Origin of the sequence: Campylobacter sp. CCS1377 (assembly GCF_040008265.1) — a bacterium.
In the GTDB taxonomy this organism is placed as follows: Bacteria; Campylobacterota; Campylobacteria; order Campylobacterales; family Campylobacteraceae; genus Campylobacter_D.
The window spans coordinates 100405-113926 of sequence record NZ_CP155620.1; the positions used below are offsets into that span (position 1 = coordinate 100405).

At 30.5% G+C, this 13522-nt stretch carries 18 protein-coding genes; 17 read left to right on the top strand and 1 reads right to left on the bottom strand.

The window, feature by feature from the left end; all coding sequences use genetic code 11:
• Positions 1–96 precede the first annotated feature (96 nt).
• From AAH949_RS00525 to AAH949_RS00600, 16 genes are all read left to right on the top strand, one after another.
• On the top strand, positions 97–1449 hold the full coding sequence (locus tag AAH949_RS00525) for a hypothetical protein (RefSeq protein ID WP_348518654.1): 1353 nt from the start codon (positions 97–99) through the stop codon (positions 1447–1449).
• 9 nt (positions 1450–1458) lie between these two features.
• Positions 1459–1854 carry a YcfL family protein gene (locus AAH949_RS00530; protein WP_348518655.1) on the top strand — a complete coding sequence of 132 codons (396 nt, stop codon included), beginning with the start codon at positions 1459–1461 and terminating at the stop codon, positions 1852–1854.
• 36 nt (positions 1855–1890) lie between these two features.
• Entirely contained in the window at positions 1891–2496 is a 606-nt protein-coding gene (gene lpoB / locus AAH949_RS00535) for a penicillin-binding protein activator LpoB (RefSeq protein ID WP_348519166.1), read from the top strand.
• A gap of 91 nt (positions 2497–2587) precedes the next feature.
• Positions 2588–3925: a DUF6844 domain-containing protein gene (locus AAH949_RS00540; RefSeq protein ID WP_134238272.1), complete on the top strand. Its 1338-nt coding sequence runs from the start codon at positions 2588–2590 to the stop codon at positions 3923–3925.
• Positions 3926–3936: 11 nt separating this feature from the next.
• Entirely contained in the window at positions 3937–5139 is a 1203-nt protein-coding gene (locus AAH949_RS00545) for a CsgG/HfaB family protein (RefSeq protein WP_348518656.1), read from the top strand.
• Between the two features lie 157 nt (positions 5140–5296).
• Positions 5297–5605 (top strand): 50S ribosomal protein L21, encoded by a 309-nt coding sequence (gene rplU, locus AAH949_RS00550; RefSeq protein WP_087725499.1) that lies wholly within the window; start codon positions 5297–5299, stop codon positions 5603–5605.
• Positions 5606–5615: 10 nt separating this feature from the next.
• Positions 5616–5870 (top strand): 50S ribosomal protein L27, encoded by a 255-nt coding sequence (gene rpmA, locus AAH949_RS00555; RefSeq protein WP_002800974.1) that lies wholly within the window; start codon positions 5616–5618, stop codon positions 5868–5870.
• Positions 5871–5922: 52 nt separating this feature from the next.
• Positions 5923–6393 (top strand): DUF2059 domain-containing protein, encoded by a 471-nt coding sequence (locus AAH949_RS00560; protein ID WP_134238274.1) that lies wholly within the window; start codon positions 5923–5925, stop codon positions 6391–6393.
• Positions 6393–7436 carry a GTPase ObgE gene (gene obgE, locus AAH949_RS00565; protein ID WP_348518657.1) on the top strand — a complete coding sequence of 348 codons (1044 nt, stop codon included), beginning with the start codon at positions 6393–6395 and terminating at the stop codon, positions 7434–7436. The genes AAH949_RS00560 and obgE overlap by 1 nt, the downstream gene beginning before the upstream one ends.
• On the top strand, positions 7426–7638 hold the full coding sequence (locus AAH949_RS00570; RefSeq protein WP_348518658.1) for a hypothetical protein: 213 nt from the start codon (positions 7426–7428) through the stop codon (positions 7636–7638). The genes obgE and AAH949_RS00570 overlap by 11 nt, the downstream gene beginning before the upstream one ends.
• Positions 7639–7652: 14 nt before the next feature.
• Positions 7653–7952, top strand: coding sequence for a competence protein TfoX (locus AAH949_RS00575; RefSeq protein WP_348518659.1), 300 nt, complete (start codon positions 7653–7655; stop codon positions 7950–7952).
• A gap of 51 nt (positions 7953–8003) precedes the next feature.
• The gene (locus AAH949_RS00580) at positions 8004–8408 is read left to right on the top strand and encodes a DUF6194 family protein (protein ID WP_348518660.1); all 405 of its coding nucleotides are present in this window, start codon (positions 8004–8006) and stop codon (positions 8406–8408) included.
• Positions 8409–8549: 141 nt separating this feature from the next.
• On the top strand, positions 8550–9467 hold the full coding sequence (locus AAH949_RS00585; RefSeq protein ID WP_348518661.1) for a stomatin-like protein: 918 nt from the start codon (positions 8550–8552) through the stop codon (positions 9465–9467).
• Positions 9460–9858 (top strand): nodulation protein NfeD, encoded by a 399-nt coding sequence (locus AAH949_RS00590; RefSeq protein ID WP_348518662.1) that lies wholly within the window; start codon positions 9460–9462, stop codon positions 9856–9858. Before AAH949_RS00585 ends, AAH949_RS00590 begins: the two co-directional genes overlap by 8 nt.
• Position 9859: 1 nt before the next feature.
• Positions 9860–10615 (top strand): glutamate 5-kinase, encoded by a 756-nt coding sequence (proB, locus tag AAH949_RS00595; RefSeq protein WP_134238281.1) that lies wholly within the window; start codon positions 9860–9862, stop codon positions 10613–10615.
• The gene (locus AAH949_RS00600) at positions 10608–12392 is read left to right on the top strand and encodes a DUF4365 domain-containing protein (RefSeq protein WP_348518663.1); all 1785 of its coding nucleotides are present in this window, start codon (positions 10608–10610) and stop codon (positions 12390–12392) included. The genes proB and AAH949_RS00600 overlap by 8 nt, the downstream gene beginning before the upstream one ends.
• A 4-nt stretch (positions 12393–12396) precedes the next feature.
• On the opposite strand, the gene AAH949_RS00605 is transcribed toward AAH949_RS00600, so the two are convergent.
• A complete protein-coding gene (locus AAH949_RS00605) occupies positions 12397–12645 on the bottom strand; it encodes a helix-turn-helix transcriptional regulator (protein WP_348518664.1) in 249 nt (82 codons plus the stop codon).
• 226 nt (positions 12646–12871) lie between these two features.
• On the opposite strand from AAH949_RS00605, the gene AAH949_RS00610 reads away from it, so the two are divergent.
• Entirely contained in the window at positions 12872–13522 is a 651-nt protein-coding gene (locus AAH949_RS00610; RefSeq protein ID WP_348518665.1) for an FkbM family methyltransferase, read from the top strand.

The window sequence follows — 13522 nt, forward strand, 5'->3', positions numbered from 1 at the left end:
TAAAGATTTCTGTGTTTAAAATTAATAAAATATTTATTAATTTTCAAATATATGATAAAATATTTGTTTGGTTAATTTCAATATTTAAGGAAGAAAATGCGTCATTTGTTGTTTATGATTTTACTTTTGCCTTTATTTATTTTTAGTGCATGTGCAAACCATATGCAAAATAATAAAGAGTATGAAAATGCTTTGAATTATTGTTCTAAAAATTTTATTGCTAATAATATGAAGAAAATTAATGAAAATAATGATGTAATTTATGTGGGTTTAAATGCTGGTGCAGTGTCTAGACATTGTGGAGATTTTAACACGAGTAATTATTTTTTTGATATAGCTGAAAATTCTTATAAATATGATGTGGATTTAGAAAATTTTGCTTCAAAAGGAACAAAAACAATTGCTATAACTCTTTTGAATGATACTATAGTAGATTATGATGGTTCTTTATATGAAAGAATTATGGTAAATATTTATAAGGGCTTAAATTTTATGAGTCTTGATGATTATCAAAACGCGAGAGTGGAATTTAATCGTGCTTTAATGAGACAAGATAAAGCTAAGGAGTATTTTGCAAGTCAAATTGCCAAAAATCGCAAAGATTTACAAGAAGCCAAAAAAGATCCAAACTATAAAGCTAATATGCAAACGAATTTTAAAACTATTCAAAATGAGTATGAAAAATGGTTCGAGGAATTCCAAACGACTAAAAATTTTACAAATCCTTATGCAACTTATATGGCATCTTTGTTTTTTTTCTTGGATCAAGATTATAGAAAAGCAAATTCATTATTCCGTGAAGTTGCAAGTGTTAATGCGAAAAAACCCGAAATTATTACACAGGCAAAAGTATTTAAGCAGTATGCCAACGCAATTAAGCCAGATAAATTAAAAAAATACATTTTCTTAGTATATGAGGATGGGCAAAATGCAGTAAAAGAAGAATTTGCCTTTACCTTACCTTTTATAGTGGATAAAAAAGTGGTTACAGCTAGTATAGCCATACCAAAGCTTGCTAAAAGAGAAGCTTCTTATGGAGGCTTAAAGCTTAATGATAAAAAAAGTGTTTTATTGGTAAATTTCGATGATATTATAGCTACAGAATTTAAGATTGATATGCCTTCTGTTGTCACAAAAGCCATTGCTTCAACCATCATTAAAACCGCTTTAAATGTTACAGTGGCAGAAAATGACTCCACGGGTGGTTGGTTGGCTTTAGCTAGTAGTGTTGTAACGAGTTTAAGTACTAGAGCAGATGTGAGATCTTGGAGAACATTGCCAAAGAGTGCCAATGTTGTAATGGTTCCAAACGATGGTTTGGTAAAAATTGATACTTTAAATTCGCAAAATCTTTTTAAGCAAAAAGTATCAAAAAATAAAAATATTTTAGTGTTTGTAAGATCTTTTTCGCCAAATACTAAGCCGCAGATTGAAATTATAGAAAAATAAGGAGAATAAATGCTAAAAGTTGTAAGTATTATTTTGGTACTATTTTTTGCTTGGGGTTGTAGTACGGCAACTTACACGCAAAAAGAAAGTCAAAAATATGTAATGGGAAAATATCCTAGAAGTATAGTTAAAAGCGTAAAAAGCAGGGTAAATAAAAATGGTTTGCTTGAATTTGAACTTGTGATGCAAAGTTCTAATATGGTTACTTTAGATTATAAAGTAAATTGGCTTGATGCTGAAGGATTTATTTTAAAAACAGCTTTAGATGAGAATTATCGCAGACTTATTTTAAATCCTAATCAAGAATTTGTTTTAAGAAAAGTAGCCGTAGATCCTTGTATAAAAGATTTTAGAATTCATCTAAATACAATACAAATTTATAACGACAATACTCGAAAATATTAATCAATGAAAGGATTTATTATGAAAAAAATTTCTAAAATGGCTTTTGCTGCTAGTTTGGTTTTGGTGCTTGGCGCTTGTACTAAACCGGTTTATACTGATGGGACAGCTGCGCAAGTAAAACAAGGCGATGCGCTTACCTTAGGTTTGGATAGGGAAGATTTTGAAAAAACAGCTGAAACTATGATCAGTAGTATGCTTAGCGATCCAGCTTTTGCAAATATCAAACCAGGTCAAAGAAAAGTGATTGCTATGGGAAGAGTTGTTAATGATACTCCACAAAGAATCGACACTGAAAAATTAACAGCAAAAATCACCACGGCCCTAAGACGCTCAGGAAAATTTGTGCTTACTTCAGCAGTTGCAGCAGGCGGTGCACTTGATAGTATGAGCGAAGATGTAAGAGAATTAAGAGATAACGAAGAGTTTAATCAAAAAACCATAGCTAAAAAAGGTACACTTGTATCTCCTGATTTTTCACTTGCGGGTAAAATCAGGCAAGATAATGTAAAACTTAGCAATGGCAAAACCCAAGTTGAATACTTCTTTTTATTAAGACTTACGGATTTAAATTCGGGTCTTGTGTATTGGGAAGATGAGCAAACTATTAATAAAACAGGTTCTGATAAATCAGTGACTTGGTAAGATTGAATTTTGATTTATAGTTGAAAAATTTAGCTCAAGTTTTGTTTTTACAAGCTTGGGCTTTTTTTATGAATTTACAAAAAGGATACAAATGAAAAAATTATTATTTATCGCTTCATTGGTAGCAGCAAGTTTGCTTTATGCGCAAGGATCAAAACCCATTGAAATTTCCCAGCAAGATATTAATACACAAAATGAAATGTCAGATGCTAGCACTAAGGATATTACGCCAAAATCTTTGGATGATTTTTTTGAAGAATTTGCAGATAATTATGATATAGAATATGGTATCACCAAAGATGGCAAAACTTTCTATACGGGAAAAAGTACTGTTGCTGTTAGTGATAATGATCCGCAGTTTGCACAAGCTTTACAGAATGCTTATCAAAAAGCAATGCTTAATTTGCAAACCGAATTTATAAGAGATGCTTATGGACGAATTGCAACAAGTAAAGTGCAAAGTTATGAAGCTGATAATTCAACTAATGCTAGAGAATTTGAAGAGCTTCCAAAAGGAAGTACTTTTGAACAGGTTTTAAATAAATTGACCCAATTAACCGGAGCAAAACTTGATAATGCCTTAAAAGATTTAGGTATTGATGTAAGTGCTTTGAGTGAAGAGAGGAAAAAGACTTTACTAAAAGAAGAATTTGTTAGTAAAACAATGACAAGTGCTATTGGCTCGATGAGTGGGCTTGTTCCGGTGCAAACCATAATCACACAAAGAAGAGGCGAGTATGATGTGGGTGTCATTGCTATAGTGTCCAATAAAACGCGCCAATTGGCTAAAGATATGGCTTTGTCGCGTCAAAGTGCCATTAAGGGCAAAGGTAAATTTGTCAGTGAATATTTGCCAAAAGAAGATAAAGGTTTTTTAAATGAGTATGGTATTCGTTTGGTTTATGATGAGAAAGGTGCTCCTGTTATTTTAAGTTATGGAAATTGGGGTTATGTAAATGATGCAAGCAATACTAAAAAGACGAATATTTTAGAAGATAGAGCCAAAGATACTGCTATGACTATGGCGGATGCAGCTATTATTGAATTTATTAACACCAATTTAAGTCTTAAAGATGAGAAAACAACAGGTGATAGCTATGAGGAAATTATTAAGCAAAGTATTAATATCAATGATGGTTCCACTCAAGAGCAAATGCAAAATATTACAAATATTATTGATAAAGTTAATAGCAAAGTAAAAACAAGCTCAAGTGGAAAGATTCGCGGCATTCGCACTCTTAAAAAATGGAATTATACTAGCGAAAATGGCGTAGAGCATGTTGGCGTTGTTAGATTTTATTCTTATGACAATTTGGCAAATTTTAATGAAACTTTAAACCAAAAGTCAAATACCAATAAAGATAATAATAAAAAATCTTCCAATATACAAAGAAGTTCTAACGTAATTAATAGTATGGATGATTTTTAAGGACACAAAAGATGAAAATAGTTAAAATTCTTTTTTTAGGTTTGTTTTTAAGCTTAAGTCTTAATGCCAAGGTGGTGACTACAACTTCTACTAAATTAAGCACAGGTGAAGGAAGCGGACTTACGCGCGAAGAAGCAATAAATAATGCTATCATTGAAGCTATGAGTAAAATGAATGGGGTAAATATAAATTCTCTTAAGAAGTCTAACACTCAAGTTTTTACTGATGGTTTAAATTCCAAAATAAAAGATCATTATAGCGAGCAAATTTCAAAAGCCACAAAAGGTATAGCCGATACCTATGAAATCAACAGTGTAGAGCAAGATCAAAGCGGTAAATTTATAGCTAATGTAACCATTTATAAAACCACAACAACCAAAAAATACCAAGTCCCAGGTTTAAGTGCGGATAGCAGAAGGAGTATTACGGTTTTTGATTCTACGCCAGATCCTATGAAAAGAGGTATTGGGGCAGCTTTGCAACAAAAAATTATTTCTGATTTACTAGAGAGTAGAAAATTCAATGTTTTGGATAGGGACAGTCAAGGTTATTATGAAATGGAAAAAGCTCTTATTAAAAGCGGTAATGCGGCAAGTGATGAGATTTATAAACTGAAAAATGTTTTAGCAACGGATTATATCTTGCTTTTTTCTATTTCAGGACTTGATGGCAAACAAAAAACAAGTAATCTCACGGGAAAAACTAAAGCAGAAGTTGAAGTTGTGGTTGATTATCGTGTGCTTTTGTTTGCAACAAGGCAAATTAAATTTTCTAATACTTTAAGTATGAAGGTAAACCTTAAAGACAATACTCTAAGCACTAATGAAGCGGCTTTGGAGCAAATTGCAAGCCGTGTTTCGGGTGATATTTTAAATGCGATTTATCCTTTGAAAGTTGCAAGTGTTGAGAATAATGAGGTAGTGTTTTCTCAAACCTTAAATCAAGGCGATATTTATGAGTGTTTTTCACTTGGTAAAGTTATAAAAGATGCTTATACAAAAGAAACTACTGGTGCAGTTGAAACAAAGACAGGAGGCATTGAAATTACTCGTACAAGCCCCAAGCTTTCTTACGCGAAAATCACAGAAGGAAGTGTGAAAGTAGGAGATGTTTGTAGGCCTTTAAGCAACGGAGGAAGTGGTAATGGCTATACTATAGGTCGAGATGCAAATTATAAAATCGAAGAAGGTGGCGGAGTAAATTTGGGCTTTTAAAATTTTAGAGTTTGGCTTTTCAAACTCTAAAATCTTTCTTAAATTCAAAAAAAATTAAAGAAAAATTCTGTAAAATTAAAACTTTTTAACCACTAAAGCTTTTAAATCCAAATTTTTGGTGCTTTATGGTGCTTACCAAATTATTAAGGAAAAAGCAATGTATGCTATTATTAAACACAGCGGAAAGCAATACAAAGTAAGTGTTGGCGACGAGCTAAAACTAGATCACTTTGAAGCTGAAAGCAAAGCAAGCATTGAAGTAAGTGAAGTTCTTGCTATCAATGATAAAGAATTAAAGGTAGGTGCACCTTTCGTAGCAGGTGCAAAGGTTGTTTTGGAAGTGATTAATCACGGAAAAGATAAAAAAGTAGTGATTTACAAAAAAAGACGCAGAAAAGATTCTAAGCTTAAACGCGGTTTTAGAAGACAATTTACTCGCGTTGTAGTAAAAGAAATTAAAGCTTAAGGAGTAAAGAATGGCACACAAGAAAGGTCAAGGATCCACTCAAAATAACCGCGATTCTATAGGTCGTCGTTTAGGTGTTAAAAAATTTGGCGGTGAGTTTGTAAGAGCCGGAAATATCATCATTCGTCAAAGAGGAACTGCAACTCACGCAGGAAATAATGTAGGCATGGGAAAAGATCATACAATTTTTGCTTTAATTGATGGTTTTGTAAAATTCGAAAGAAAAGACAAAGATAGAAAAAAAGTTTCTGTATATCCTGCATAATTTTAGGGCTTTTAAGCCCTTTCTTCATAAATTGATTTTTTAAAGGAAAGCAATGTTAAGGTTTTTATTAATAGTAAGTATATTTTTAAGTTTTGTTTATGCTAAAAGTTATGAAGAAGTTTTTGACGAGTATTATACTCTTTCAGGTGGCAGAGCAATGCTTGAAAAAAACATTGATGAGACTACTATTTCTCAAATGCTTGATTCTATGATTGCACAAGAAAATTGGCAACTTGATGAGGTTCAAAAGCAAAAAGTTAAAAATATACTTCAAAAATACATCAAACAAGTAGTTGAGGATGTAAACAAGGAAATAGTAGAAATTCATAAAAAATATTTTACCCAAAAAGATTTAGAAGATCTTAATAAATTTTATAAAACCTCTATAGGTAAAAAAAGTGCTAAAAATGCAGTATTAATGCAAGATGACTTGCAAAATTTAACTGTAAAAATTATGACAAAATATATTTTTAATATGCAAGAAGATCTTTCACGAGAATTGGGTAATTTGAATCAAGAATAATGTTTATTGATAGTGTTAAAATTACTTTAGCTTCAGGGGATGGCGGAAAGGGTGCAGTGAGTTTTCGCCGTGAAAAACATGTCCCGCTTGGCGGTCCTGATGGAGGGGACGGCGGAAATGGTGGCGATATTATTTTTGTTTGCGATAACAACACTCATACTTTAGTGAATTTTAAAGGCAAAAGAGAACTTCGCGCACAAAATGGTGCAGGCGGTATGGGACGCAATAAAAATGGTAAAAAAGGCGAAAATTTAGAACTTATCGTGCCTGAAGGCACGCAAGTTATTGACGCGCAGACTAATGAAATTTTACTTGATTTGACTAAAGAAGGACAAAGAGAGCTTTTTTTAAAAGGTGGCAAAGGCGGACTTGGAAATACGCATTTTAAACACGCGACCAACCAACGCCCTGATTACGCACAACCTGGTATAAAAGGAGAAAGTCGCCTAGTAAGACTTGAGCTTAAACTCATTGCCGATGTAGGCCTTGTGGGCTTTCCAAATGTAGGAAAATCTACTCTTATAAGTGTTGTTTCAAATGCAAAGCCTGAAATTGCAAATTATGAATTCACCACACTTACACCAAAACTTGGACTTGTAGATGTGGATGAATATAATTCTTTTGTAATGGCGGATATCCCAGGGATTATTGAAGGCGCAAGTGGTGGCAAGGGCTTAGGGCTTGCATTTTTAAAACATATCGAACGCACGAGTTTTTTACTTTTTGTGCTAGATCCTATGAGAGAAATGCCTTTAAAAGAGCAATTTATAGTGCTAAGAAATGAGCTTGAGGAATTTTCAAGCGAGCTTTTTGGGCGTAAATTTGGCATAATGATTTCAAAAAGTGATAGTGTGAATTTTGGCGAAGATTTTGCAGAGCAGATTGCTCAAAATATAGCGAATTTGGAAGATTATTTAAAAAGCATTGACAACCCACAAAGTTTTTTGATTAAGGTATCAAGTCTTGAAAAAACCGGACTTAAAGAGCTTAAATTTATGCTTTTAGAAGAGATTAAAAAATTAAGAGAAAAAAATGGAAAATGATGAAAAAATTAAAAAGCTAAAAAAGTTGCGTTTTGCAAGTATAATGTATTTAATTATAGCTTTGATACATTTTATTGCTGTATTTAGCCTATCGCTTTTTGGCGAAAATTCAATGCTTGTTTGGTCCGGAATTTTTTGGCTTATTTTAGGAATGGGCTATTTTATTTATGCTAAATATCAATTAGGAAAACTAGCTAAATAATAAATAGGGAAATTATGGCAAGTAGTGAAGATTTCAAAGATTTTGTTTTAGAGCAACTTAGACTTTGTGAAAGTAAAAGTGTTTTTAGTGCGAGAAAAATGTTTGGCGAGTATTGCGTTTATATCGATACAAAACCTGCATTTTTGATTTGCGATGATGTTTTGTATATCAAACAATTTCCTTTTTTAAAAGAGCTTTTAAAAGATAATGATTTAGGTACTCCTTTTCCAAAAGCCAAACAATGGTATATTTTAGATATTGAAGATATTGAAATTTTAAAAAAGGTAATTGAAAAATTTGCAAGCAAAATGTAGAATTTAATATAGATTTTATCTAAAAATATATTAAGTCTAATTTTTAAAGGCTTGGTATATAAATTTACCCATAAAGAACATAGCTTTTTTTATAATCCCGATAGGGTTTTAAAAAACGGAGTTTATTTTTGTACTATTAAAGAAAATGATGGCATAAATGATAAAACTTCGAATTTAAATAGAGAAGGCGTGTTTCGTCTAAGTTGCTCTATTTATGAACAAGATTACCAAAAACTTTTTGGTCAAAAACCTAAAAAAGCTTTAAAGGGTGAGGTTGTTAATTTAAATTATGATTTTTCTATGCTTGATTTTATCATGCCTCATCTAATTTATGCTTATATGGGATATATTTGTATCAATAACCCTTCTAGAAAAAATTTTGAAATTTTCAAAGGTTATCTTGGGCTTTCATGTCAAAAAGTTATAAAAACTTATCAAAAAAAGGATAAAAAATAATAAAAATTTTATTATAACACTGAAATAAATTTAAACAATCTTGAAAAATATTAAACTTTTATCGAGTATTTATAAAAATAAATTTCTAATCAATTTTTTGATAAAATTAAATGAAACTTATTATTTTATTAAGGAGAATAGATGTTTGAGATTGATTTGTCTTATCTTTGGGTAGTGATTTTATTACTTTTAATTGCCGTTTTCTTAAAAATGAGTATAAAAATAGTTTCACAAAGCGATATTATGATTATCGAGCGTTTGGGTAAATTTAATAAAGAAATTAGCGGTGGTTTTCATGTAATTATCCCATTTTTAGATATTCCGCGTGCGGTGATTACTATCCGTGAGCAACTCATTAATATAGAAAGACAGCAAGTTATCACAAAAGATAATGTTAATATTACAGTTGATGGTATCGTATATCTTAAAGTAACGAATGGAAAAATGGCACTTTATAATGTAGAAGATTATAAAAAAGCAATTTCAAATCTCGCAATGACAACCTTGCGTGGAGAAATTGGCGGAATGAATCTTGATGATACTCTAAGCAGTCGTGATAGACTTAATGGAGCTTTGCAAATCGCACTAGGCGGTGCAGCAGATAATTGGGGTGTGAAAATTATGCGTGTTGAAATTTCAGAAATTTCTGTTCCTTTGGGTATAGAAGAAGCCATGAATTTACAAATGAAAGCCGAACGCGAAAAAAGAGCGATCGAGCTCAATGCTGAAGCTAAAAAAGTAGCTATGATACGCAATGCAGAAGCGCAAAAACAAGAGCAAGTTTTGATTGCAGAAGCCATTGAAAGAATGGCAGATGCGAAGCGTTACGAGCAAATTGCAATCGCACAAGGACAAAAAGAAGCGATGGAAAATATCAATAAAGCTATGCAAGAAAGCCCATTAGCGGCAGAATTTTTGCTTGCAAAAGATAGGGTTGAAGCTTTTAATGAATTTGCAAAAAGCGCTTCAAAAGATAAGATTTTAGTGCCTTATGAAAGTGCTGATTTAATAGGTGCTATAAGCATACTTAAGGATTTTATAGGCAGAAAAAATGCTTAATGCTTATTTACTTTTAATCATAGCTTTTATACTTGCTATTATCGAGCTTTCAATTGGTAGCTTTTATGTGATATTTTTTGCTTTGGGCTTTTTGATTGTAGGGCTTTTAAGTCTTTTTGTCCCACTGAATTTGGTATGGCAAATTTTACTCATTGTTTTTATTTCTCTTATTTCTTTATTTGTTTTTAAAAAATTTTTCAAAAAAACTAAAAAAGAAGAAAGTTTAAAAGATAATTTTTTAGATGAAAGCGGCGAAGGCGTCATTCAAAATGGATTAATTTATTATAAAGGTGCACTTTGGCAAAGTGATCAAATCAAGGGTTTAAAAAATGGAGATAAGGTCTTTGTCAAAGGGGTAAAAGACAATCAAATTCAAATCACAAGAGATTAAAATGCAAAGAATAGTTATAAAAGTGGGTTCGCATGTCATTAGCGAAGAAAATGTTTTGAGCTTTGAAAGATTGGGGAATTTAGTAGAATTTTTGGATCAGCTGATGCAAAAATATGAAGTGATTTTAGTCACTTCAGCTGCCATTTCAGCAGGACACACAAAGCTTGATATTGATAGAAAAAATTTAATCAATAAACAAGTTTTGGCCGCAATCGGACAGCCATTTTTAATCAGTGTTTATAATGAATTTTTAACTAAATTTGGCAAACTAGGCGGACAAATTTTACTTACAGGAAAAGATTTTGACTCAAGAAAGGCAACCAAACACGCTAAAAATGCCATTGATGCGATGATAAATTTAGGCGTTTTGCCTATCATCAATGAAAATGATGCCACAGCGATTGAAGAAATCGTTTTTGGAGATAATGACAGTTTAAGTGCTTACGCGACGCATTATTTTGGAGCTGATTTGCTTGTGATTTTAAGCGATATTGATGGTTTTTATGATAAAAATCCTAGCGAATTTAGCGATGCAAAGCGTTTAGAAAAGATTGATTTTATAAAAGAAGAATGGCTTAAAATGGGCGTTAAAACGGGTAGCGAACACGGAACCGGTGGCATAGTTACCAAGCTAAAAGCGGCTAAATTTTTATTGGAAAATGATAAAAAAATGTTCTTAGCAAGTGGCTTTGATCTAAGCGTGGCTAAGGCATTTTTGCTAGAAAATAAACAAGTGGGCGGGACTTTGTTTGAGTGATTATAAATTGCCTAGAGAAGCTAAGGCTCATCAAATAGGAAGAAATGGCGAGAGAATTTTTAGCTATTCTATTCCATTGGGTTGGATAGAAACTAAAATTTCTCCAGATAATGGTCTTGATTATCTTATACAGTATGAAAAAGATGACAAACCAATTTGTTCGTTTTTTGTCCAATTAAAAAGTACAATGAATGAATTTAATGATAATGAAATTTTTGTCGAATTGAAAACTAGTACTATAAATTTTTGTTGCAATTGTGGAATTTTTATGGTTGTTGCTTGTGATCTTGTAAAAGAGAAGTGTTATTATGAATTTTTAGATGTTTTATTAAAAAATAAAGGTAAACTTAGTAAAAAATATAATAGATTTGTAATTTCTCGTAAAAATGAGATAACGAAAAATTTAGACATTTTTTATGAATTAGAGAAAAGAAGAGCTATTCAAACAGTGAGTTCTTTAAATGAAAATAAAAATAATTCATTTTTTAATCAAGTTATAGAAGCTAAAGTAAATGAAGATAAATTTACTCATTTAAAAAATAATGTTTATATCAGTGCCTATATACCTTATAAACATAGACTAGATCTTTCTATGCTTGTAATGTTTAATATTGATGGTTTGGATAAAAATATGTTTACGCCTTCGAAAGATTATATTTTGGAAGTATTTTTTTCTGGCTATAAAGCAGATCTCGATAAAAGAAAATGGATTGCCTTTCAGGACTCTAATGATAAAGAAAAATATATGGCAACCATAGGATTTAATAGTTTTTTCTTATCTAAAAAAACTTGTGAAGAATTTGCAAATGGATTAGATAAATTGTTTGATGCTTATTTTGATAGAATGCAAACATTAGAAAATAATCTAAAAGCTTGTTTTTATCCAAAATTTCATAAATATAAAAATGCTTACAAGCTCATAAAAATTGATAAAAATTTATGGGAAAAAATGATTTTATTTATTAAAGACAATGAAAATAAAAAAGCCAAGATACGATATTATCTGGTAGGTAACAATATACGAGTAGATTTTCAAAATAAAGAAAAAAATGTTCATGGAAATTTGATTATTAGTCCTGAAATTTATAGAGACGATGTTATTTTGATCTGGAATAGTCTTTATTGGGAATTTGATAGGTTTACTTCTTTAGATCTAGAAAAAAGTTTGCTTAATGTAGAAGATGCCCATAAATGGTTGTTTGATGAGTTTATACCGCTTGTTATTTATGATTATGAAAGAAAAAAAGATGAAGAGCGGTTTTTGTATAAAATTTTTAATTTTATAAAAATTAATAAGACTTTGGCCTTTCATGATTTTATAAAAAATTTCAAGATTAGAGAATATATAAAATCAGATTACAAACAAAATGATATGGAATTTTTGCTTACTAGATGTGAAAGTTTGCAGTCTTATTGTAAAAATCATAATGATATACTTTTTAATAATGAAGCTTTTGTTTCTCTTTATGAGGGATTGCTTATTTTAATCCAAAATTGTTCCGAACTAGATATATATTATATTTATGGAAATTTAGGAAATATTGGTTTTTGTGGAGAAAGGAATAGGGAAAATTTAATAATGGGCATTAAAAATTATTTAAAAAATAATTCTAAATTTGAAAGCAATTGTAATGTAGTTGATTTGATATTACGCAATTATGTAGCACTTATTAGAGATAATAAACAAGCATTGGAATTTAATATAACTTCAAAGCTTATAGTAAAATTACAAAATATAATAAAAATTAGCCAAATGATTGACTTAAAATTCAATTAATATTTTAAATTCCTTTAAAAAACTCCGTAATTTCTACATTTAAAACCTTAGAAATTTTATAAAGATGTTCTAAATTAAAATGGATATTTTTATATTCTGCTTCTGCACCATCAACCAATGAGCAAGATTTATAGCTGATCTCAAGACTAAGTTCAAGCTGTGATAAGCCTTTTTCTTTTCTGATTTTTGCTACATTTTGTGCGATTTTTTTGTGAAAATTTTCTATTTTATCTTCACTGAATTCGTAAGTCATCTTTACTTTAATCTATGATGATAGATTGATAGATTAAGCACATTTAATTTGCAATTTCTTTTCACTCTATTATAATAGATTAAAACCAAAGGAAAGACATGTTTAGAAAAGTTAAATATGGGAATGGAAAAAAAGAAATTTATATTAAGAAATTTTAGAATTTTAAAATATTTTAAACAAAGTCAATACCTAGAATATCAAATTTCTGAATGAAATATTTCATAAATTGTTTTTCACCAAAGACATCGGTTATTTAAAAGACTTGTTAAAAAGAGCTTTTGCGATAGAAAAGTATCAAAAATTTTTTTACGATTTTTTCTTAAGAAGTCAAAAAGGTGAAGAGCTTGCCTTTATAGATGCTGGAGCACATGTAGGAGTATTTAGTGATGTGGCGTTAGCAAGTGGTGGGATTTGTTATGCTTTTGAACCAAATATTTATTTGCATGCTTTTTTAAAAGATCTTTATAAAGATAATGAAAAACTCATTTTATCAAATAAAGCCGTGTCAAATCAAAATTCCACAGCCATATTTTATGATGAAGGAACTAACGCAGTGGGGCAAGGCGGGGGAATTGTAAAAACAAATCATTGTAATCATAAAGAAAGTGGTTATGAAGTAGAGTTGATTGATTTTTGTGAATTTTTACATGAAATTCTTAAAAAGCATAAAAAAATCACCTTTGTTAAAATGGATATTGAAGGGGCTGAATTTGATGTATTAGACGCCTTAATTGAGCAAAAACTTTATGAAAATATCGAATATATAATGGTAGAAACACATGAAAGGTTTTTTGAAAATCCTAGCCAAAAAATTAATCCTTTAAAAGAAAAAATCGCTCAAAATAATATTACAAATATTTTTCTAGATTGGATTTGA